This is a genomic window from Bradyrhizobium sp. MOS003 (assembly GCF_003020125.1).
Lineage (GTDB): Bacteria > Pseudomonadota > Alphaproteobacteria > Rhizobiales > Xanthobacteraceae > Bradyrhizobium.
Genome location: NZ_PYFW01000005.1, coordinates 190,643 through 211,113, shown reverse-complemented (window position 1 = coordinate 211,113; position 20,471 = coordinate 190,643). Strand labels below are relative to the sequence as shown.

General features: G+C 65.0%; 18 protein-coding genes and 1 pseudogene. 12 read left to right on the top strand and 7 right to left on the bottom strand.

Features of this window, described 5'->3' with window-relative positions; genetic code table 11:
- Window positions 1-149: 149 nt before the first annotated feature.
- Window positions 150-1,007, top strand: a complete 858-nt coding sequence (locus C7G42_RS23150) for a response regulator transcription factor (protein ID WP_106951252.1) — start codon at window positions 150-152, stop codon at window positions 1,005-1,007.
- A 9-nt stretch (window positions 1,008-1,016) separates the two neighbouring features.
- Here C7G42_RS23150 and C7G42_RS23145 read toward each other — a convergent pair whose 3' ends face one another.
- Both C7G42_RS23145 and C7G42_RS23140 read right to left on the bottom strand, forming a co-directional pair.
- Window positions 1,017-1,781 carry a transglycosylase SLT domain-containing protein gene (locus C7G42_RS23145; RefSeq protein ID WP_106951251.1) on the bottom strand — a complete coding sequence of 255 codons (765 nt, stop codon included), beginning with the start codon at window positions 1,779-1,781 and terminating at the stop codon, window positions 1,017-1,019.
- A gap of 51 nt (window positions 1,782-1,832) precedes the next feature.
- A complete protein-coding gene (locus C7G42_RS23140; protein WP_199581088.1) occupies window positions 1,833-2,969 on the bottom strand; it encodes an alpha/beta hydrolase family protein in 1,137 nt (378 codons plus the stop codon).
- A 1,153-nt stretch (window positions 2,970-4,122) separates the two neighbouring features.
- Here C7G42_RS23140 and pgm point away from each other — a divergent pair.
- The 4 genes from pgm (at window position 4,123) to C7G42_RS23115 (ending at window position 8,869) form a co-directional block, all read left to right on the top strand.
- A complete protein-coding gene (pgm, locus tag C7G42_RS23130) occupies window positions 4,123-5,817 on the top strand; it encodes a phosphoglucomutase (alpha-D-glucose-1,6-bisphosphate-dependent) (protein WP_106951249.1) in 1,695 nt (564 codons plus the stop codon).
- A gap of 255 nt (window positions 5,818-6,072) precedes the next feature.
- Complete coding sequence (locus C7G42_RS23125) at window positions 6,073-7,122, top strand: aromatic ring-hydroxylating dioxygenase subunit alpha (RefSeq protein WP_106951248.1); 1,050 nt, start codon at window positions 6,073-6,075, stop codon at window positions 7,120-7,122.
- A 3-nt stretch (window positions 7,123-7,125) separates the two neighbouring features.
- Window positions 7,126-7,878: a GntR family transcriptional regulator gene (locus C7G42_RS23120; protein WP_106951247.1), complete on the top strand. Its 753-nt coding sequence runs from the start codon at window positions 7,126-7,128 to the stop codon at window positions 7,876-7,878.
- A gap of 10 nt (window positions 7,879-7,888) precedes the next feature.
- On the top strand, window positions 7,889-8,869 hold the full coding sequence (locus C7G42_RS23115; RefSeq protein WP_106951246.1) for a PDR/VanB family oxidoreductase: 981 nt from the start codon (window positions 7,889-7,891) through the stop codon (window positions 8,867-8,869).
- A 169-nt stretch (window positions 8,870-9,038) separates the two neighbouring features.
- Here the strand turns inward: C7G42_RS23115 and C7G42_RS23105 are convergent, their stop codons facing one another.
- Together C7G42_RS23105 and C7G42_RS23100 are read right to left on the bottom strand one after the other, a co-directional pair.
- Window positions 9,039-11,000 carry a putative bifunctional diguanylate cyclase/phosphodiesterase gene (locus tag C7G42_RS23105; RefSeq protein WP_106951460.1) on the bottom strand — a complete coding sequence of 654 codons (1,962 nt, stop codon included), beginning with the start codon at window positions 10,998-11,000 and terminating at the stop codon, window positions 9,039-9,041.
- A 198-nt stretch (window positions 11,001-11,198) separates the two neighbouring features.
- The gene (locus C7G42_RS23100) at window positions 11,199-11,564 is read right to left on the bottom strand and encodes a nuclear transport factor 2 family protein (protein ID WP_106951244.1); all 366 of its coding nucleotides are present in this window, start codon (window positions 11,562-11,564) and stop codon (window positions 11,199-11,201) included.
- A gap of 99 nt (window positions 11,565-11,663) precedes the next feature.
- On the opposite strand from C7G42_RS23100, the gene C7G42_RS23095 reads away from it, so the two are divergent.
- The 5 genes and pseudogenes from C7G42_RS23095 (at window position 11,664) to C7G42_RS36250 (ending at window position 15,721) form a co-directional block, all read left to right on the top strand.
- The gene (locus C7G42_RS23095; RefSeq protein WP_106951243.1) at window positions 11,664-12,254 is read left to right on the top strand and encodes a TetR/AcrR family transcriptional regulator; all 591 of its coding nucleotides are present in this window, start codon (window positions 11,664-11,666) and stop codon (window positions 12,252-12,254) included.
- Window positions 12,255-12,306: 52 nt separating this feature from the next.
- Entirely contained in the window at window positions 12,307-13,932 is a 1,626-nt protein-coding gene (locus tag C7G42_RS23090) for a GMC family oxidoreductase (RefSeq protein ID WP_106951242.1), read from the top strand.
- A 24-nt stretch (window positions 13,933-13,956) separates the two neighbouring features.
- Window positions 13,957-14,937, top strand: a complete 981-nt coding sequence (gene hemC / locus C7G42_RS23085) for a hydroxymethylbilane synthase (RefSeq protein ID WP_199581086.1) — start codon at window positions 13,957-13,959, stop codon at window positions 14,935-14,937.
- 136 nt (window positions 14,938-15,073) lie between these two features.
- Window positions 15,074-15,367, top strand: a pseudogene (locus tag C7G42_RS36255) (response regulator transcription factor); the annotation flags it as partial.
- Window positions 15,368-15,466: 99 nt separating this feature from the next.
- The gene (locus C7G42_RS36250; RefSeq protein WP_349627534.1) at window positions 15,467-15,721 is read left to right on the top strand and encodes a LuxR C-terminal-related transcriptional regulator; all 255 of its coding nucleotides are present in this window, start codon (window positions 15,467-15,469) and stop codon (window positions 15,719-15,721) included.
- A gap of 158 nt (window positions 15,722-15,879) precedes the next feature.
- Here C7G42_RS36250 and hemE read toward each other — a convergent pair whose 3' ends face one another.
- Window positions 15,880-16,914 carry a uroporphyrinogen decarboxylase gene (gene hemE, locus C7G42_RS23075; protein WP_106951239.1) on the bottom strand — a complete coding sequence of 345 codons (1,035 nt, stop codon included), beginning with the start codon at window positions 16,912-16,914 and terminating at the stop codon, window positions 15,880-15,882.
- Between the two features lie 106 nt (window positions 16,915-17,020).
- Between hemE and C7G42_RS23070 the strand changes: the two genes are divergently transcribed.
- Together C7G42_RS23070 and C7G42_RS23065 are read left to right on the top strand one after the other, a co-directional pair.
- Window positions 17,021-17,236, top strand: a complete 216-nt coding sequence (locus C7G42_RS23070) for a hypothetical protein (protein WP_162308410.1) — start codon at window positions 17,021-17,023, stop codon at window positions 17,234-17,236.
- Between the two features lie 172 nt (window positions 17,237-17,408).
- Window positions 17,409-19,313 carry a sensor domain-containing diguanylate cyclase gene (locus C7G42_RS23065; RefSeq protein WP_106951237.1) on the top strand — a complete coding sequence of 635 codons (1,905 nt, stop codon included), beginning with the start codon at window positions 17,409-17,411 and terminating at the stop codon, window positions 19,311-19,313.
- A gap of 5 nt (window positions 19,314-19,318) precedes the next feature.
- On the opposite strand, the gene C7G42_RS23060 is transcribed toward C7G42_RS23065, so the two are convergent.
- Complete coding sequence (locus C7G42_RS23060; RefSeq protein ID WP_106951236.1) at window positions 19,319-19,537, bottom strand: SlyX family protein; 219 nt, start codon at window positions 19,535-19,537, stop codon at window positions 19,319-19,321.
- On the bottom strand, window positions 19,527-20,309 hold the full coding sequence (gene trhO / locus C7G42_RS23055) for an oxygen-dependent tRNA uridine(34) hydroxylase TrhO (RefSeq protein ID WP_106951235.1): 783 nt from the start codon (window positions 20,307-20,309) through the stop codon (window positions 19,527-19,529). Before trhO ends, C7G42_RS23060 begins: the two co-directional genes overlap by 11 nt.
- Window positions 20,310-20,471 lie beyond the last annotated feature (162 nt).

Below are 20,471 nucleotides of genomic sequence, written 5' to 3'. Positions count from 1 at the left end.
CGCCTGCAGGTGCCGTCCTGCGTTATGATGCGCAAAATGAGAATTGTGGGCCAATTCATACTTAATCCCTGGAGGTCATGACCAATATTGTTTGCGCATCACAACGCGCCTAATATTCCACCAGGCAATTTCGGGGGCTCGAACAAGTCGTGAATGTCCGTTCACATGACAGCGCGTTGCGCAGTGACTTGAATTTCCAAGGCGGGCCGCAGGCCATCCAAGGCGGGCCGCAGGCCATCCAAGGCGGATCCCAGGCACATAGGACACCCAAGACCGTGGCTGATTCCGCACTTAAGGAGTTGCGTCCCGCCGGCCGCGAGCGGCTGATCGTCGTCGAGGACGATCCGGTGACGCGGACCATGCTGGTCGGCTATTTCAGCGAGAACAATTTCGACGTGATCGGCGCCAGCTCCTGCGCGGAGTGCCGCCAGGCATTGCGCGCGCGCACCGATCTCATCTTCCTCGACGTGCAGTTGCCCGACGGTGACGGCTTCGAGCTCGCCAAGGAGATCCAGGCGACCAGCAACGCGGGCATCATCTTCGTGACGCGCCGCGACACCGACGTCGATCGCATCCTCGGTCTCGAGATCGCCGGCGACCACTACGTCACCAAGCCGATCAATCTGCGCGATCTGCTCGCACGCGCTCGCAGCGTGCTGCGGCGGCGTTCGCTCGACCGCAAGGCGGCGCGCAACCACAATTCGATCGCCTTCGGCGACTGGATCATCGACCTGACCCGGCGCGAATTGCTCGGCAGCGACGGCAAGCCGGTGGCGCTGACGCGCGCCGAATTCGACCTGCTCGCGGCGCTGGTCGGCGCCGACGGACGGCCGCTCAGCCGCGACTATCTGATCGAGGTCGTCAGCAACCGCCAGGCCGAGGTCGACATCCGCACCGTCGATGCGCTGGTGGCGCGGCTGCGCCGTAAGCTCGTCGGTAGCGGCACGCCCGTGATCGCGACCGTCACCGGCGTCGGCTACAAGCTCGCGCTCAGCGAGCGGCTGTAGAACATATCTTCAGCGCGATGCGACGCGCTTCCATCTCGCTTCGATGCGAGCCTTGATCTGGCTGACCCGGGCCTCGTGGGCGGCCCAATAGGCGTGGCTGGCGGCAGCGGTGCCCTGACGATAGCGGGCATAGACCGTTTTGGGCTGCGCCGGCAGCTTCGGGCGGCTCGCCTGTTTGGCCAGAGCTGCAGCCGCAACAGCGGTCGGGCGCGGGGGCGCCGGATCCGGAACAGCCGCCCCTTCAGTGCCCAGCGAGGTCGAGTTCATGGCGACAAGGCGGTTACGGGCGCGGTTGCAATAGACCTGCGACCGGGCGGTCATCGCTTCCTCGCCATGGCCCGCCCGGTATTTCATCAGGGCGCGGCAGATGTCCCCGCCGGCAAGGCGCCAGGCCCGGCTGAGATAAAGCACCCCATAATGGATGTTGATGTCGGGTTCGGCCAGTTCCGCATCGCTGCCCCGAAAACCCAGCATCGCCGCCGTCTCGGGCCGGACCTGCATCAGGCCGATCTCGCCGACGCTGCCGATGACGGCCGAATTGTAGCCGCTTTCGACGAAGACGACGGCTTCGGCGATATCGGCCGGTAAATTGGTGTTTGCGGTTTCTCGCTCGATGATCTTCCGGATCATGGCGCGGGACGACGGCGTTTCGCCGGCGCCGAGCTCCGCGTTGCCGTCTCCGGCATGCGCGCAGAGCGGAGCCGACAACAGCAGCACGACCGCCACGCGTCGCCACGTCGCGCTGAGATGGAAGCCTGCCCGATCCCACAACATGGCTTCCTCATAGAGCTCCGGAGTTAACAAACGGCATCCGGCGCACGGCGTCTAGCGCGCGCGGGCGCTCTGGTCGGTGGACGTCGCCGGTGCGGGTTCAGCCAGCCGGTCGTCGATCGCATAGAGCGTGCAGGTCGGCGACCATTTCATGCAGGCCGCCAGCGAGTCGCGCCGGGCGTCGTCGGCCGTGACGTGCCCGGAGCGCCAGCCGTAGCCGCCGTTCGGCGACACCGCGAACGCCTTGTGCGGCAGCATGCTGGCGAGATAGCGCGCGAATTCGGTCCGCGCGGCCTCGTTGAGCTGGCGCGGCGGCGGCAGTGGGTCGGGCGGGCTCAGGATGTCGCGACCGAGGAGGCTGCGCTCGCGCAGGAAGGCGTCGACATAGGGCGTCCATTGCGCACGGCTCGCCACCGCATAAAGGTAGTGGCCGTCGTCACCAAACGGCGGCGCCGCGATGAATTTTGCATTGCCCCCACTGGTGCGGAATCCGTCATGGAGGCGGCGCGCGAGGTCGGGGCCGAAATAGGAATCGTTGGTCGCATAGACCCAGAGTGTCGGCACGCGCGAGGTCTTGCCGAAGGCGGCGAAGGCCTGCACCAGCCCGTCGGGATTGCACACGTCGTCGTCGTCGCGCGAGCCGCGGCCGCCGGCGAAGTTGATCGCGGCGACGAGACCCGCCGGCGCCTGCGCGGTGAGCGCGATCGTTGCGAGGCCGCCGGCGGAATGGCCGGCCGCGATCATGCCCGTCGTCGTGACGTCAGCCCGGCGCGCCATCGCATCGATCGCGGCACGCAGATCGGCGACCGCGACCGCGGCCGCGGGCAAATAGGCGGCCTTCGCGCAGCCGCCGACGCTGTCGACGCGTCCGCCGGGCGAGGTGCCGTAGCCGCGCCGCATCACGATCAGCGCCGCAAATCCGCGCCGGGCATATTCCAGCGCGATGCCGTAATATCTGTGCGCGGACATGGTGGCGCGGTCGTCGAAGCTGCGCGGCGAGCCGTGGCTGACCAGCGCCAGCGGATAGCGCTTCGTCCCGGCCGGGCGGACCAGGAAGGCCTCCAGCCCCTGCGGCCCGGCCTCCGCCATGGGGATACGGAGATCCTCGGTATAGAACTCCGCGGCCCGCGCCGGCGCAGCGGCCACGACGAGGCCGGCGATCAGCAGCAGCAGCTTGCGCGGGAGAGCCATGGGACGATTCGAAGGGGCCACGATGGCGGGAAGCATAGCATGAACTCCCTTGTGAGCGATCGCGCCTGTCGCCATCCTTCGAGACGCCCGCCGTTGGCGGGCTTCAGGATGAGAACCAGGGGCGCGGTATCAGTTTCAGCCGGCGCCGCTGCCAGTTAGCCGCCTCCTGATGAGGAGACTGCGAAGCGGTCGTCCGGAAGGACGAGGCGCGCCGAGGTCGTGCAAGGCCCTGCGTGCGATTGTCGCCGGGAATGACCGGTGGGGCGCCGCCTGTGTCGCCCTCTGTCAATCCGTCCGCATCAAAATATTCCACTTTACCGAAATTCGGTTTCGGCGTATGTGCCGTCCATCCCGGCTCACCCAAGAGGGGCGACTTGAGGTCGTCTTGTTCGCGAGCCGGGCTTGCGGTGGACGCGGCAGCGTCGGCACGAGAGGTGCGGGCAGGGCGGGTAGTCCCTGTGAGCCCGAGGCTTCGTGCGGACGACGGCGCTGTCAGGCTTCGTCTCGTTCGTAAGTTTCCGGCTCTGTCGACGGGGCCCGGGAATACTGCGGCGACCTGGCGGGCCGTACGTACGGCAAAACCGTGTGGTCCTGACCGTCGTTGCCACGGTCAAGTTCTGCGAAGGTGCGAGCGAGCCCAACCGGGTGGACTGCATCATCCAAATTCGCGGGGCGAGGGAGGCCAAAGGAATGGTCGGCTCCCGGGAGATCACGGCATAAGCCGTCCAGCCATCGCGCAGGGAAGGCCGAGTGATCGGCGACACCTGTATGCTGCTGTGCGGTTCTTTCTGCGTGTGCATTTCGCGCAGCGGACCGCGGGTGCCAGCCGGCACCCGGCCTTCCCTGCGCCCTCTTGGATCAGAGGGTAGCGAGACCAAGGCAAAGCTCGGGCGAAACGCGCCGCGAGAACGCGAAGGCATGTTCTCTCCAGAGATCAATACATCGATGCAGGCTCAAATTCATGAGCGCCCTCCTGACGTGCTCGCTTTGCAAATCAAGGCGGGTCTCGAAGGACGATGGTCAGCTGTATCCGGGTCCTCGATCCTTTCGAGGAAAAAGACGATTCTCTGGGCTGCGGACTTTCGCTGCAGTCACCGACCCAAGGAACGCCTTCCCCACCGCGCGTGTTGTGCCCTTGGCGGGGGCCCGGCCGATGCTATGGTGCTCCGTAATCTCCGTTACGACAGGACGAGGTACTTCAGTGGCTGATGTTCATCCCGGGGCGGGCAAGCAGGCTTCGCCGGACTCGCTCACCAACATTCCGCGGCTGGTGACGGCCTATTTCGGCGGCAAGCCCGATGTCGCCGATCCCGCGCAGCGCGTGGCGTTCGGCACCTCCGGCCATCGCGGCACGTCCTTCAAGAACACCTTCAACGAAGGCCACATCCTCGCGACCACGCAGGCGATATGCGACTACAGGCGGGAAAAGGGGCTGACCGGTCCGCTCTTCATCGGCATCGACACCCACGCGCTGGCCGAGCCGGCACTGGTCAGCGCCGTCGAGGTGTTCGCGGCCAACGGCGTCGACATCATGATCGACAAGGACGGCGGCTATACGCCGACACCTGTCATCTCGCACGCGATCCTCACCTACAACAGGGGCCGCACCAGCGGCCTCGCCGACGGCGTCGTCATCACGCCCTCGCACAATCCGCCGGAGGATGGCGGCTACAAATACAATCCGCCGCATGGCGGCCCGGCCGATACCGACGTGACCGGCGTGGTCGAGAAACGCGCCAACGCCTATCTCGCCGACGGACTCAAGGGCGTGAAGCGCATCGACTATGCCAAGGCGCTAAAGTCTTCGAACGTCCATGCCAACGATTTCATCACGCCTTACGTGGCCGATCTCGGCAACGTCGTCGATCTCGACCTCGTCAAATCCGCCGGCATCAATATCGGCATCGATCCGCTCGGCGGCGCCGCCGTGCATTACTGGCATCCGATCATCGAGCGCTACGGCCTGAAGGCCACCGTGGTGAACGAGGCGATCGACCCGACCTTCCGTTTCATGACGGTGGATTGGGACGGCAAGATCCGCATGGATTGCTCATCGCCCTACGCGATGGCGAGCCTGATCGCGATGCGCGACCGCTTCGACGTCGCCTTCGCCAACGACACTGACGCCGACCGCCACGGCATCGTCACCCGCACCGGTGGCCTGATGAATCCGAACCATTATCTGGCGACCGCGATCTCCTATTTATTCGCGCACCGTCCCAATTGGGGCAAGGACGCCGCGATCGGCAAGACCGTGGTGTCGAGCTCGATCATCGATCGCGTCGCCAGGAAGCTTGGCCGCAAGCTGGTGGAGACGCCGGTCGGCTTCAAATGGTTCGTCGACGGCCTCCTCACTGGCGGCTTCGGCTTCGGCGGCGAGGAGAGTGCAGGGGCCTCGTTCCTGCGCCGCGACGGCGGGGTGTGGACCACCGACAAGGACGGTGTCATCCTCGGCTTGCTCGCCGCCGAGATCATGGCGAAGACCGGCCGCGATCCCAGTCAGCTCTTCAATGATCTCACCGCCGAGTTCGGCGTGCCGCACTACGCCCGCATCGACGTCGCCGCGACCGGGCCGCAGAAGAACATCTTGAAGTCGGTCACGCCCGAGCAGCTCGGCCTGAAGGACCTCGCCGGCGATCCGGTCCGCGCCACGTTGAGCAAGGCGCCCGGCAACGGCCAGCCGTTTGGCGGCATCAAGGTCGAGACCGACTACGGCTGGTTCGCCGCACGGCCCTCCGGGACGGAGGATGTCTACAAGATCTACGCCGAGAGTTTCCGCAGCACCGAGCACCTGAAGCGGATTCAGGAAGAGGCGCAGGCGGGACTGAAGAAGGTGTTCGGGGCGTAGCTGCTCTCAGGTCAGATCGTAATCACACCGTTTACGGCAGGTCGTCATGCCCGGGCTTGTCCCGGGCATCCACGTTCTTCCTACCGCGTTGCAATGCGTGGATGGCCGGGACAAGCCCGGCATGACGCAGTTGGTGGGATTGTATACCTAGCTACCACAAAAAGGTAATTTAGTAAGGCGTTATGGGACTTGAATGAGACTGTCTCTCCGTTTATTGTATACATAACGCATACAAAAGCCGTGGGAGTGAGACCTATGACGAAGCCTTTTCCCATGAACGCCTGGTACGCCGCAGCTTGGGACGCGGACGTCAAACCTGCGCTGTTGCCGCGGACGATCTGCGGCAAGCATGTTGTGATGTACCGCAAGGCCGATGGCTCGGTCGCTGCGCTCGAGGACGCCTGCTGGCACCGCCTGGTGCCGCTGTCCAAGGGCCGGCTCGAAGGCGACACCGTGGTCTGCGGCTATCACGGTCTCAAGTACAATGCGCAGGGGCGCTGCACCTTCATGCCCTCGCAGGAGACAATCAACCCATCGGCTTGCGTGCGCGCCTATCCCGTGGTCGAGCGCCACCGCTACATCTGGCTCTGGATGGGCGATCCGGCGCTGGCCGATCCCGCGCTCGTTCCCGACCTGCACTGGAATCACGATCCGGCCTGGGCCGGCGACGGCAAGACCATCCAAGTCAATTGTGACTACCGCCTCGTGCTCGACAATCTCATGGACCTCACCCACGAGACCTTCGTGCACGGCTCCTCGATCGGCAACGAGGCAGTGGCGGAGGCGCCGTTCGACGTCACCCATGGCGAGAAGACGGTGACGGTGACGCGCTGGATGCGCGGCATCGAGCCGCCGCCGTTCTGGGCCAGGCAGCTCGGCAAAACCGGACTGGTCGACCGCTGGCAGATCATCCGCTTCGAAGCCCCGTGCACCATCGCCATCGACGTCGGCGTGGCGCCGACGGGCACCGGCGCGCCGGAAGGCGACCGCTCGCAGGGCGTCAACGGCTTCGTGCTCAACACCATCACGCCCGAGACCGAGAAGACCTGCCACTATTTCTGGGCCTTCGTGCGCAACTACCAGCTCGGCGAGCAGCGCATCACCTCGGAGATCCGCGAGGGCGTCTCCGGCATCTTCCGCGAGGACGAGCTGATCCTGGAAGCGCAGCAGCGCGCCATGGACGAAAACCCGGATCGCATCTTCTACAACCTCAATATCGACGCCGGCGCGATGTGGTCGCGCAAGCTGATCGACAGGATGGTGGCGAAGGAAACCGCGCCGCAGCGCCTTCAGGCCGCGGAGTAGATCATGGCCGAACGTGAGGTCGACCGCTCCGTCTCGCAGACCGTGAAAGCGCAGCTCGCGCTGCGCGACCAGATCCTGTCCGGCGCCCTGCGTCCGGGCGAGCGCATCTCCGAGCTCCAGGCGGTGGAAACCACCGGCGCCTCGCGCACCCCGGTGCGTATGGCGCTGGTACGGCTTGAGGAGGAGGGCCTGCTGGAGGCGATCCCCTCCGGCGGCTTCATGGTGAAGGCATTCTCGGAGCGCGACATCTCCGATTCTATCGAGCTGCGCGGCACGCTCGAAGGGCTTGCGGCGCGCTTCGCGGCCGAGCGCGGCGTCTCCGCGCGCGAGCTGGAGCCGCTGAAGGAGTGCCTTGCGGCGATCGACGAATTGCTGGGCCAGGTGCCGATCTCGATCGAGGCCTTCTCGTCCTATGTCACCTTGAACGCGCGCTTCCATGCCCTGCTCACGGAACTGTCGCGCAGCCCACCCCTGGTCCGCCAGATCGACCGCGCCTCCGCGCTCCCGTTCGCCTCGCCGAGCGGCTTCGTGATGGCCCAATCGGCACTGCCCGAGGCGCAGCAGATCCTGATCATCGCCCAGGATCACCACCGCGTCGTGATCGATGCGATCGAGAATCGTGAAGGCGCGCGCGCCGAAGCCATCATGCGCGAGCACGCGCGGCTGGCGGTGCGCAACTTAAGGCTTGCGCTGCGTAACCGCACCCATCTCGATCTCTTGCCGGCGCTGGCGCTGATCAAGACCGCAACCGATTGAGGGCAGTCCCATGCGCTTCATCGAAACCTGGATTCCGGCGACGCTCGTCTCGACGCGCGATCTTGCTCCCGGCATCCGCGAATTCCTGATCCGGCCCGATCAGTTCGACGCCACCGCCTATCCGGTCGGCAGCCACATCAATGTCAGCGTGACCATCGACGGTCTGCCGGAGACGCGATCCTATTCGCTGGTCGGCGAAGCCTCGTCGCATGGATTCAAGATCGCGGTGCGCCGCGCCGATGATTCCCGCGGCGGCTCGCGCTACATGTGGCAGCTCGCCCCGGGCGCGCGGCTCGACATAACGCAGCCCGCCTCGTTGCTCGCCGTGGACTGGTCGCGCGAAAATTATTGCCTGATCGCTGGCGGTATCGGCATCACGCCGATCCTAGGCGCCGCGCAGGCGCTGGCGCGGCGCGGGGCGGATGTCACGCTGCACTATGCGATAGGCTCGCGCGCCGAGGCCGCCTATCTCGATGATCTCGCCGGAATGCTCGGCGATCGACTGGTCGTTCATGCCAGCGACGAAGGTCAGCGGCTCGATCTCGACGCGCTGTTCGCGTCACTGACGCAAGGCACGCTGGCCCTGTTCTGCGGTCCGATGCGCATGCTCGATGCCGCACGTCACGCCTGGATCGGCGCGGGCCATCCGCTACCCGATCTCCGCTACGAGACCTTCGGCTCCAGCAACACGCTCCCGACCGAGCCGTTTCGGGTGCGCCTGAAGGGCTCGAATGTCGAGCTCGAAATCCCGCGCGAGCGCTCGATGCTTGATGTGCTCAATGCCAGCGGTCACGACGTGATGTATGATTGCAAGCGCGGCGAATGCGGCCTCTGCGCCATCGACGTGGTCGAGGTCGACGGCGAGATCGACCATCGCGACGTCTTCTTCAGCGATCATCAGAAAGAGAGCAACCAGAAGATCTGCGCGTGTGTTTCCCGCGCAAGGGGCACCATCACGGTGGACACGCTGCTCCGGTCGGATGCGGTCTGAGGCGGGACACCTGCGCACAGGTCGTCATGCCCGGGCTTGTCCCGGGCATCGACGTTCTTTGTGCCATGTGGTAAGACGTGGATGGCCGGGACAAGCCCGGCCATGACGCTTTTGGAAGCTCTGGAGACGCTTTTGGAAGCTCTGGAGACGCTTTTGGAAGCTCTGGAGCCTACGCCGCAAACGTCGCCCGAACCTGCTTCGTCTCCAGCAGCGCCAGCACGCCTTCGGCCGACACCGGCCGGCTGATCAGATAGCCCTGCACCTCGTCGCAACTGAACTGGCGCAGATATTCGAGCTGGTCGGCGGTCTCGACGCCTTCGGCGACCACGCCGATGCGTAGGTCGCGCGCCAGCCCAATCACGGACTTCACGATCGCGGCGCAGTCCGGCTGCACCAGCATGTCGCGGATGAAGGACTGGTCGATCTTGATTCGGCTGAACGGCAGCTTGCGCAAATAGGTGAGCGAGGAGAAGCCCGTTCCGAAATCGTCCAGCGCCACGGTGATGCCGAGCTGCAGCAGCGCAGCGAGGACCGACGCGGCCGATCCGTATTTCGACAGCAGCATCGATTCCGTGATCTCGATCTCGAGCCGGTGCGGGGCGATCCTCGCGTCGGCAAGCGCCTGCACGATGATCTGCAAGAGGTCGTTGTTGCGAAACTGCGCGGCCGAGAAGTTCACGGCGACCCTGATCTCTTCCGGCCAGTCCGCCAGCGTCGCACAGGCGCGCCGGATCACCCATTCGCCGATCTCGTGGATCAGCCCTGTCTCCTCGGCGATCGGGATGAATTCGCTCGGCGGCACCAGCCCGCGCGAGGGATGCTGCCAGCGCAGCAGAGCCTCGAAGCCGGTGATCCGGTTCTCATTGAGATCGAGGAACGGCTGGAACACCAGGAACAGCTCGTCGCGCGCGATGGCGCCTTCGAGGTCCGATTGCAGCGCTTTGCGATCACGGGATGAGCGGTCGTCGGCTTCCTCGAAGAAGCAGACCGTGCCGGGGCCCGCCTTCTTGGCGCGGTAGAGCGCGGCGTCCGCATTCTTCATGATGTCGAGTTGCGTGCTGCCGTCGCGCGGCGCCAGCACGATGCCGATGCTGGTCGCGCCCACGATCTGACGCCCCTCGATCTGGAACGGTTCGTCGAAGGTCGTGGCGAAGCGCTCGGCGAACTCGAGCGCCTCCTCAGGCCGCGTGAGATTGGCCATCACCAGCGCGAACTCGTCGCCGCCGATGCGCGCGACATGCTCGGCCGCGCGGGTGCAGCGTTGCAGGCGGCTTGCGACCTGGACCAGGAATTCGTCGCCGGCGGGGTGACCGAATTGGTCGTTGACCTCCTTGAAGCGGTCGAGGTCGAGCAGCAGCACCGCGAATTCCTCGCCGGACAGGGCGAGCCGCTTCAGGGCGGCGTCGAGCGTCTCGTTGAAGGCGACGCGGTTGGGCAGGAGCGTTAGCGGGTCCTGCCGCACCGTGCGCTCCGCCTCGACCTGCCGGATCACGCGCCGCGCGAATCCGACCGAATTGACGAACACGGCGCGCAGCAGCACCGACCCGTAGACCACCACCAGGATGGCCATCAGAACGTAGGCGGGATCGCCGTCTCGGCTGAGGCAGATCGCGATGCCGATGAAGATGGGCGTCGTAAAGGCAATCGCTGCGATCGGGATCGTGGCGAAGGCCAGCGCGCCGCCGGCAAGCATGCCCGAGCAGAGGCAGGTGATGACCAGCTGGCCGCCGGTTGCAGCATTCGCAAAGAAGGCGACCGGGACGATGCCCCAGGCTGCGCCAAGGATGAAAGCGTTGCGCACCAGGCGGTGCATGGCCCGGCGCGAGACGAATTGCGGCTTGGTGATACGGCGCGAGGCGTGGGATTGCAGGCCGAACGCGATCGCGGCACCGGCCACGATCACCGCCCAGCCCAGCGCAAATGACCAGTCCGGCGACTGCCACAGCGCGATGGCGAGCACGGCGGCGTTGCAGGCATTGGCGAGCATGATGCCGACCGAATAGCCGAGCACCAGCGACATCTGTTCGGCTCGGATATAGCCGGCTACGGCTTCGTCGGTTGCGGGACCGCCAAAGGCCGACAAATCGCCGGCGAACAGCCGCGCGACATAGCTGGTCGTTTGAGTCCGCATTTCATAGCCTGCAGCATGGCCGTTGTCCGGTCCGGTCGGGAGAATTCGCCGCAAACCTTTGACGAACTATGAATTATCTCACCTGGCCGGCATCGCCGCGACCACTTCTGTGTGTTCGTAACGTGGTATCGATAACAAATCGATACAAATACTCGGTCGCCTGCCGCTTTTTCCCGTGCGACCGCAGTTGAAACGAACTCAGCGCCCCAACTGTTTCGGATCGTAATAGAACCGCTCCGCGATGAGCTGATCGCCACGCCATGTCTGCCAGGCAATCTCTTCCAGTGTCCGCGTAACGCCTTCGGCATTGGTGAAGCTGAACCGCCAACGCGTCGCGACGTTGTCGCCTTCGATCAAGCTCGGCCCGATCCGCACCGCCTTGATTTCCTTGAAGGCTGCGAGCACGCCGCGCTCCTTGGCCGCGAGCTTGTCGCGCCCGACCAGGGGCTCGGCCTGGTTTTCGTGCGTGGCGGCGTCCGGAGTGTAGTAGTCGAGGATCGCTCCGACGAAATCCCCATCCTCCAGCCGCTTCGCAAAGGCTTCGACGATGTCACGGTTCGGCATGGCAGACCTCATGATAAAACCGACTGCTAGTCGGTAAATACCGACCGGTAGTCGAAAAGTCAACTGGCCGGCTAAGAAGAATTCGATTAGACGAGACCCATGGCGAAACAGGCGGAGCGGCGGGCTGCGACATCGGAGGCGATTCTGACGGCGGCACGTCGGCTGTTCGGGACGCAGGGCTTTGCCGCCACCACCATGGACGAGATCGCGGAGGGCGCCCGCATCGCCAAGGGCGCCGTCTATCATCACTTCAAGACCAAGGAGGCGGTGTTCGCTGCCGTGTTCGATCAGGTCTCGCGCGACCTCGTCGTCGAGATCGACGGCACGGCTCGCACCGAGAAGGATGTGCTCGCGGCGATGGTCGCCGGCACGCAGCATTATTTCGCGGCGACCGCCAAGGGCCCGACCGGCCAGATCATCCTGCGTGATGGGCCGGCTGTGCTCGGCTGGGAGCGCTGGCGCGAGATTGACGCGCAGCATTTCGGCGGCAAGTTGCCGCGCGCGCTTTCGGTGGCGATGGAGGCCGGCCTGATCCCAAAGCAGCCGGTCGAACCGCTCGCCCGCCTGCTGCTCGGCGCGGTGACGGAGGCCGCGGTTGCCTGCGCCGGACGCGCCGATATCGCAAGGGCCGGCGCGGAATATGCCCGTGCGTTCAAGTCGCTGATCGAGGCGCTGCGCGTCAAGCCATGACGTGCTAGTGACGGAGCGGAAACGCCCACACCAACAAGAAGAACAGTAACGCATGAACGCAACTTCCTCCCTCACGCCGTCCGATCCCGAATTTGACTACATCATCGTCGGCGCCGGCTCCGCCGGCTGCGTGCTCGCCAACAGGCTCTCGGCGAACGGCAAGTACAGCGTGCTGCTGCTCGAGGTCGGCCCGAAGGATTCCAACATCTGGATCCACGTGCCGCTCGGCTACGGCAAACTGTTCAAGGAGAAGACCGTCAACTGGATGTACCAGACCGAGCCGGAGCCCGAGCTGAAAGGGCGCCAGGTGTTTCAGCCGCGCGGCAAGACGCTGGGCGGCTCGAGCTCGATCAACGGCCTGCTCTATGTCCGCGGCCAGCACGAGGACTATGATCGCTGGCGCCAGCTCGGCAACACCGGCTGGGGCTATGACGACGTGCTGCCCTATTTCAAGAAGGCCGAGAACCAGTCGCGCGGCGCCGATCAATATCATGGCAGCGGCGGTCCATTGCCGGTTTCGAATATGGTCGTGACCGATCCGCTGTCGAAGGCCTTCATCGATGCCGCAGTCGAGACCGGTCTGCCCTACAACCCCGATTTCAACGGCGCCACGCAGGAAGGCGTCGGCCTGTTCCAGACCACGACACGCAACGGCCGCCGTGCCTCGACCTCGGTGGCCTATCTCGGCCCGGCAAAGGCCCGCGGCAATCTCAAGGTCGAAACCTCCGCGCTCGGCCAGCGCGTGTTGTTCGAGGGACGCCGCGCCGTCGGCGTCGAATATCGGCAAGGCGTACAAATCCGCCGCGCCCGCGCGCGCAGGGAGATCGTGCTGTCGAGCGGCGCCTACAATTCGCCGCAGCTGCTGCAACTCTCCGGCGTCGGCCCCGGCGACCTCTTGCGCAAGCATGGCATCGACGTCGTGCTCGACGCGCCGGGCGTCGGTCACGATCTCCAGGATCACATGCAGGTCCGCATCGTGATGCGCTGCTCGCAGAAGATCACGCTGAACGACACCGTCAATCATCCGCTCCGCCGCACCATGGCCGGCGCGCGTTACGCGCTGTTCCGGAAAGGTTGGTTGACGATCGCAGCCGGCACCGCGGGCGCGTTCTTCAAGACCAGCCCGCGGCTGGCCTCGCCCGACATCCAGGTGCACTTCCTGCCGTTCTCGACCGACAAGATGGGCGAGAAGCTGCATGATTTCTCCGGCTTCACGGCGTCGGTCTGCCAGCTCCGTCCCGAAAGCCGCGGGACCTTGCGCATCCGGAGCGCCGATCCGACGGTGCCGCCGGAAATCCGCATCAACTACATGTCGACGGAGACCGACCGCAGCACCAACGTCGAAGGTCTGAAGATCCTGCGCAAGATATTGAATGCGCCTGCCCTGAAGCCGTTCGTGGTCAATGAGTACGATCCCGGGGCGAAGGTATCCACGGATGCGGAGCTGCTGGATTATTGCCGCGAGCGCGGCAGCACCATCTACCATCCGACCTCGACCTGTCGTATGGGCAATGATGCGCTTGCGGTGGTCGACCAGCGGCTGAAGGTGAGGGGGCTCGATGGCCTTCGCGTCGTCGACGGCTCGGTCATGCCGGACCTCGTATCGGGGAACACCAACGCGCCGATCATCATGATCGCCGAAAAGGCCTCCGACATGATATTGGAGGATGCGCGTTGACACGCGTCTTGGATGGAGAGCGGATTGGCTACGCGATTGAAGATCGGCACCCGCAAGAGCGCGATGGCGCTGGCCCAGACGGAAGAGATCGCGCGCCGCCTGACCGCCGCCGTGCCCGGCCTCGACGTCGAGATCGTCAAGTTCGACACCACGGGCGATCTCGACCAGACCAGCAAGTTGTTGCCGCATGGCGGCAAGGGTGGCGCCTTCGTGGCGCAGATCCGCGCCGCGGTGCTCTCGGGCCAATTGCAGGCAGCGATGCACTCGCTGAAGGACATGCCGGGCAACGAGGACACGCCCGGCCTCGTCATCGGCGCCACGCTCTCGCGCGATCCGCCCAACGACGCACTGGTGCTGCGCGATGGCGTGACGCTGGAGGCGCTGCGCCAGTCCCGCGGCAAGGGTTTCAAGATCGGCACCAATGCCGTCCGCCGCGCCGCTTACGCGCGACGCTTGTTTCCGGATGTAGAGGTGATCCACTTCCGCGGCGCCGCCGACACGCGCGTGCGAAAGCTCGAGAATGGCGAGAAGCAGCGCCTGCCGGATGGCGGCGCCGTCGGTCCGGCCGATGCGCTGATCATGGCGCGCTCCGGCCTCGATCGCGTCGGCCTCGCCGGCCGCATCGCGTACGAATTCACAGCAGTGGAGATGTTGCCGGCGGCGGGGCAGGGCATCGTCGCCGTCGAATGCGCCGCGCAGGACTGGCAGACGCGGCAGATCCTGTCGTCGATCGACGATCCCGTCGCGCATGCTTCCGCCGACGCCGAGCGCGAGGTGCTGTGGGTGCTCAACGGCCACTGCAATTCGCCGGTGGCGGGCTTCTCGACCATTGCGGGCGATCGGATGTCGCTCACCGCATCCGTGCTCGATCTCTCCGGCAACACCATCATTGAGGCTTCGCGCGAAGGCCCCGCCAATCGCCCGCGAGAGCTCGGCCGTGCGGTGGGTCTGGATCTTCTGGCGAAGGGCGCCGCCGAGATCATCGAGCGCAGCCGGCCGCGCTGAATGCGTTAATTCCGGCCTAATCCGATGCAATTTTACGCAAACTTGTCGTTATTTGGTCGCGAACCGTCTTGGTGACTTCCGCTTTTCCTGCCACCGCGTCCGGCGCATAGCAGTCGCGGTCTGAACGGAAAAGGCGATGACGATGACTGAGAACGAGGTATTCATTCTCGAAGACGATCTGACGACGCGCGCGATGCTGAGGGTCGTTCTCGAGAAAGCGGGCTATCAGCCGGTTTTCTTTGCCGACGGCGAAGCACTGATCGCGAAGTCCCGCCATGCCTCGCCAGCCTGCATTCTTCTCGATCTGTGCCTGCCGGGAATATCGGGACTGGACGTTCTTGGACAGCTGACCGATCGAACCTGTCCGGTACCGATACTCATGGTGTCGGGGCAGGGCGAGATCCCAACGGCCGTGCACGCGCTTCGGATCGGAGCGGCGGATTTCGTCCAGAAGCCGTTCAGTCCGGCAGACTTGGTTGCGCGGATCGAGTCGGCCGGGGTCGGCCAGCCTGCGCATTCAGCGGGTCCATTGGACCATTTCAAGCAATCGCGAGGACTCACGAGGCGCGAGTGCGAGGTCCTGGATCATCTGATCGCGGGGTCATCGAGCAAGGTGATTGCGCGGAAGCTCGGCATCAGCCCGCGAACGATCGAGGATCACCGCGCCAGGATCTTGCAGAAGGCCGGCGTCAAGACGACCGCGCAGCTTTCGATCATGGCCTTCAAAGGGTCGCAGGCCTCGAAAGACCGGACCGCCGCCTTTGGGCGCCGCACCATTCACTGATGACGCACGTGGTTATGCCGGCGTGATCACGTTTTGCCCGACGTGTCAAAAGCGCGTCTGAATCGAGTCTCGCCGGCCCAGCCTTTTCAATGACTTGTCTACTGTGCATGGGGTTGTTTTCGCATTTTTTGCTTTCACCCCTATCGGGGGGGAGCGAATTAGCCCCGTACGCGCCTGATCATCTGCTCGACATGGGCGATCGGCGTCTCCGGCTGGATGCCGTGGCCGAGATTGAAGATGAAGCGGCCTTGCGCAAAATTCGCCAGCACGTCGTCCACCGCGCGGTCGAGCGCGGCGCCGCCCGTGATCAGCACCAGCGGATCGAGATTGCCCTGCACGGCTATCTTGCTTTGCACACGTTCGCGAATGAAGCCCGGCTCCGCAGTCCAGTCGATGCTGACCGCATTGACGTCGGTCGCCTCGACATAGGCCGGCAACTGCGCACCGGCGCCGCGGGGGAAGCCGATGATCTTCGCATCCGGCACCTTGGCCCGCACGCCCTCCACGATGCGGCGGGTCGGCTGGACCGACCAGCGCGCGAACTCGGCCGGCGGCAGGACGCCGGCCCAGGTGTCGAAAATCTGCAAGGCATTGGCGCCGGCTTCGAGCTGCAACAGCAGATATTGAATCGAGTTTTCGACCAGCACGTCGATGATTTTCGCGAACGTCTCCGGATGCCGGTAGGCCATCATCCGCGCCGGCGCCTGGTCGGGCGTGCCCTGGCCCGCGACCATGTAGGTCGCCACCGTCCACGGCGCGCCGCAGAAGCCGATCAGCGCGGTCTTGGGATCGAGCGCAGTGCGCACGAGCTTGAGCGCCTCGAACACCGGCTCGAGCTTGCCGAAGTCGGCGTGCGCGGCGAGCGTTGCGACCTTGGCGGGATCATCCAGCGGATCCAGCCGCGGGCCCTCGCCGACCTCGAACCGCACCGAGCGTCCGAGCGCATGGGGAATCACCAGGATGTCCGAGAAGATGATCGCGGCATCGAAACCGAACCTGCGGATCGGCTGCAGCGTCACCTCGGCCGCAAGCTGCGGGTTGAAGCACAGGTCGAGGAAGCCGCCGGCCTTGGCGCGGACCTCGCGATATTCCGGCAGATAGCGGCCGGCCTGCCGCATCATCCACATGGGCGGGATGCTCTGGCGCTGGCCGGAGAGCACGTCGATGAAAGGTTTCGTCGCGGATTGGGGCACGAATGGTCCTGACCAAGGTTACGGCTCCTGATACACCGCTATGGCCGTCAGCGGAACAGGGGAACCAGCGCAACCGGGCCGCGTTGACCCGCCGATGGAGGACATTATGGCTGAGACATTCAATCCCGCGCCGCACGACAAGCACGCCGACGATCTGCACGAAGCGCTCGCTGCCGACCGCCACAGCAAGCTCGACGCCGGGCTGAAGGATAGTTTCCCGGCGTCCGATCCCGTCAGCGCCACCCAGCCGACGCCCTCGAAGGCGGATGCGGATGCCGACAATCCCTCGCTCTGGGACAAGGTTAAGGCCATCTTCAGCTAGCGAAGGGCGATGCCGGATTCCGATTGGTTTGCTAATGCGCTGTTAGCGATGCGCTGATCCTTGCGTCCGTAGGACTACGGAAAACCGGGATATCGCGGCGCATTCCGGCGGTAATTTCAGGGTTCAATAACAGAAGCGGCAGAGGTTCCGAAACATCGGAGAATTCTGTCGCATGAGCGCTACTGCCCAACGAGCTGGATGGAGCCGTCTGCCGTTGCGTGCGGCGGCGTTCGTCGTGCTGACCTGCGCGACCATCCTCGGCGTCAGCGGCTGGCGGGAATGGGCCGCGCGCGATGCGGTGCTCAGGGGTGCCGAGACCGAGATGGCGAACGTGGCCCGTTCGCTGACCCAGCACGCCGAGGACAGCTTCGATCTGTTGGATTCCGGCGTCGTGGGTGTCGTCAGCCGGCTGGAGATGGACGGCACCGGCCCTGCGACCATTACGAAGCTCGGCAACGTCCTGGAGGTGCGCAGGAAGGCCGTCCCGCGCATTCATGGTATCGCCGTCATCGACGATCAGGGCAATTGGCTGACCTCGCCCGGCACGGTCGGCACGACGCTCAGCGACGACGCGTTCTTCCGGTACCATCAGCTGTCCTCGAAACGCGACCCCTATGTCGGCCATCCCGTGAAGAGCCTGCTCGAAGGCGAATGGGTGGTCACCCTGTCGCGCCGCTTCAACAAGCCGGACGGCAGCTTCGGCGGCGTGGTGCTTGCGACCATCAGCTCCAATTATCTCGCGCACTTTTACGAGCAATTCGAGATTGGCCGCAACAGCTCCGCGGCGCTGGTGCACAGCGACGGATTGATCATCGCGCGCAATCCCAGCAACGACAAGTTCGTCGGCCGCAGCGTGGCCGACACCGCGTTGTTCCGAGACGCCAGCCTGCAACGGCCGAGCGGCGTCTACCATTTCAAGTCGCCTCTCGACGGTGCCGAACGTCTCAGCTTCTTCAAGCGCAGCAGCCGCTATCCGCTGGTCCTGTTGGCCACGTTGGACAAGGAGGAATTGCTCGCACCCTGGCGAGCCGCGGCAATCTCCCGCATGCTCTACGTCATCGCGTTGGTGATGCTGATTGCGGTCATCGGCGCGGTGCTGGTGCGGCAGATGCAGCGCGGCCAGCGCATGGCGGCGGCCCTGGTCGAGAAGGAGGCGCATTTCCGACTGCTCGCGGAAGGCTCCAGCGACATGGTGACCAGCATCGGGCTCGACGACCGGTTGCGTTATGTCTCGCCCTCGGCCGTGCGGGTGGTCGGCTGGCGCGCAAACCAACTGATCGGCACACCTGCGCTCGCGGGCATCAATCCGGAGGATCTGCCGGAGGTCCAGGCGACCGTCGATGCCATGAAGCGTGGCGACCGGGAGGAGGCGCGATTCACTTATCGCCACTCGCACCGGCAGAACGACGAGGTCTGGCTCGAATCGACCATGCGGGTGACACGCAAGGACGACGGCGGCGTCGACGGCGTGGTCGCGATCACCCGCGACATCACCGAGCAAAAGAAGCTGGAAAGCAGGCTCGAGACGCTTGCCATCGAAGACAGCCTCACCGGCCTTGCCAATCGCCGCCGCTTCGACGAGCGGCTGAAAGAGGAATGGGCGCGCGCCTATCGCGACCGCTCCAGCCTTGCTCTGCTGATGATCGATGTGGATCACTTCAAGGCCTATAACGACGAATACGGCCATCCCGCAGGCGACGCCTGCCTGCGTCTGGTCGCAAAGATCATCGCGGCCGAGACGCAGCGCACCGGCGATCTGGCGGCGCGCTATGGCGGCGAGGAATTCGCCATGCTGCTGCCGAACACCGATCCCGCCGGCTGCGCCCTAATCGGCGAACGGATCCGCAGCGCCATCCACGAAGCCGGCCTCGTTCATGCCACCAATCCAGAGTCCGGGTGCGTCACCGCCTCGGTCGGCGGTGCGACCTGCCGGCCGGCGCTCGAGCGTACTGCGGGCGTGTCCTCGCTCGTCGAAGCTGCCGACCGGGCGCTGTATGCCGCCAAGGACGCAGGCCGCGACCGGCTGATGATGTCCGGCGAGCTCATGAACCTGCTGCCGAAGGCATCCGGCCAGTAGAGGGCTCAATAATGCGGCGGGGGTTCGTTGGCCGGCCCGGGGGCATTGGCCTCGGCGTCCTGCAGCCGCTCGCCGAGCTCTGTGATCTTCCGCGTCAGCAGGTCGATCTGCTTCCACTGCGCGGTGATGGTCTGGTTCAACGTCTCGATCGTGTCGTCCTGATAGGCGAGGCGCGTTTCCAGCGTGTCGATGCGCTCTGCGAGCGTCCTGATCTCATTCGTCACGGCCGTGTCCCATGTCCTGTTCGAGCAAGCTCCGTTCGCGCAAACCGTGGCCGAGCGCGACGCGCTCGTCGAACACGAAGCATTCGCCGCGCCAGCGGCTTTGCGCCTCCGGCACCTCTTCCAGATATTTGAGAATGCCGCCCTTGAGGTGATAGACTTCCGTAAAGCCGCGCGCGAGCAGATGGGAGCTCGCCTTCTCGCAGCGGATGCCGCCGGTGCAGAACATCGCGATCCTGCGGTGCTTTGCGGGATCGAGCCCGATTGCGGCAAAATCCTTGAACTGGCCAAAGCTCCTGATGCCGGGATCGACAGCGCCTTCGAACGTTCCCATCGCCACCTCGAAGGCGTTGCGGGTGTCGAGTAGCAGGATGTCGGGCGCCGAGATCAGCGCGTTCCATTCGCGCGCATCGACATAGGTGCCGACCTCGCGGGTCGGATCGGTCGCCGTATCGCCGAGCGTGACGATCTCCTTCTTCAGCCGCACCTTCAGCCGCCCGAACGGCATCGCTTCAGCGGCCGAAAACTTCAATTCGAGCTTGTTCAGCCTGCCACCGAACACGTCGCCGTGCGCCAGTTCATGGGCGAGGGCGTCGATCGCCTCCGGTGCCCCGGCGAGCGTGCCGTTGATGCCTTCCTGCGCCAGCAGCACGCTGCCCTTCAGCTGAAGGCTGACGCAGAACGCACGCAGCGGCTCGCGCAGCTCGCGGTAATCCGGGAGGGCGGCGAATTGGTAGAAGGCGGCGACCTTGAGGATCGAATCCGGATCAGACATGGCCGCTCGTTTAGCAGGCGGCCGGCGCCTGGAAAACCCGCATGGCCGTCGGCCTCGAAAGGTCTATTCGCCCAGCGGATGGCAGCCATTTCCCTGGTATGCCAGCATTGCCGAAAGCCGCTGGAATGTGTCATGTAACCCCGGTTTTTCCGAGATGGCGCG

What these genes read in the sequence shown, in the direction of transcription:
- C7G42_RS23095 (WP_106951243.1), top strand. Translation starts at nt 11,664, where the DNA reads ATGGCGAAACAGGCGGAGCGGCGGGCTGCGACATCGGAGGCGATTCTG.
- C7G42_RS23090 (WP_106951242.1), top strand. Translation starts at nt 12,307, where the DNA reads ATGAACGCAACTTCCTCCCTCACGCCGTCCGATCCCGAATTTGACTAC.
- C7G42_RS23115 (WP_106951246.1), top strand. Translation starts at nt 7,889, where the DNA reads ATGCGCTTCATCGAAACCTGGATTCCGGCGACGCTCGTCTCGACGCGC.
- C7G42_RS23145 (WP_106951251.1), bottom strand. Translation starts at nt 1,781, where the DNA reads ATGTTGTGGGATCGGGCAGGCTTCCATCTCAGCGCGACGTGGCGACGC.
- pgm (WP_106951249.1), top strand. Translation starts at nt 4,123, where the DNA reads ATGCTATGGTGCTCCGTAATCTCCGTTACGACAGGACGAGGTACTTCA.
- C7G42_RS23100 (WP_106951244.1), bottom strand. Translation starts at nt 11,564, where the DNA reads ATGCCGAACCGTGACATCGTCGAAGCCTTTGCGAAGCGGCTGGAGGAT.
- C7G42_RS23070 (WP_162308410.1), top strand. Translation starts at nt 17,021, where the DNA reads ATGGCTGAGACATTCAATCCCGCGCCGCACGACAAGCACGCCGACGAT.
- C7G42_RS23105 (WP_106951460.1), bottom strand. Translation starts at nt 11,000, where the DNA reads ATGCGGACTCAAACGACCAGCTATGTCGCGCGGCTGTTCGCCGGCGAT.
- C7G42_RS23120 (WP_106951247.1), top strand. Translation starts at nt 7,126, where the DNA reads ATGGCCGAACGTGAGGTCGACCGCTCCGTCTCGCAGACCGTGAAAGCG.
- trhO (WP_106951235.1), bottom strand. Translation starts at nt 20,309, where the DNA reads ATGTCTGATCCGGATTCGATCCTCAAGGTCGCCGCCTTCTACCAATTC.
- C7G42_RS23140 (WP_199581088.1), bottom strand. Translation starts at nt 2,969, where the DNA reads ATGGCTCTCCCGCGCAAGCTGCTGCTGCTGATCGCCGGCCTCGTCGTG.
- C7G42_RS23125 (WP_106951248.1), top strand. Translation starts at nt 6,073, where the DNA reads ATGACGAAGCCTTTTCCCATGAACGCCTGGTACGCCGCAGCTTGGGAC.
- C7G42_RS23065 (WP_106951237.1), top strand. Translation starts at nt 17,409, where the DNA reads ATGAGCGCTACTGCCCAACGAGCTGGATGGAGCCGTCTGCCGTTGCGT.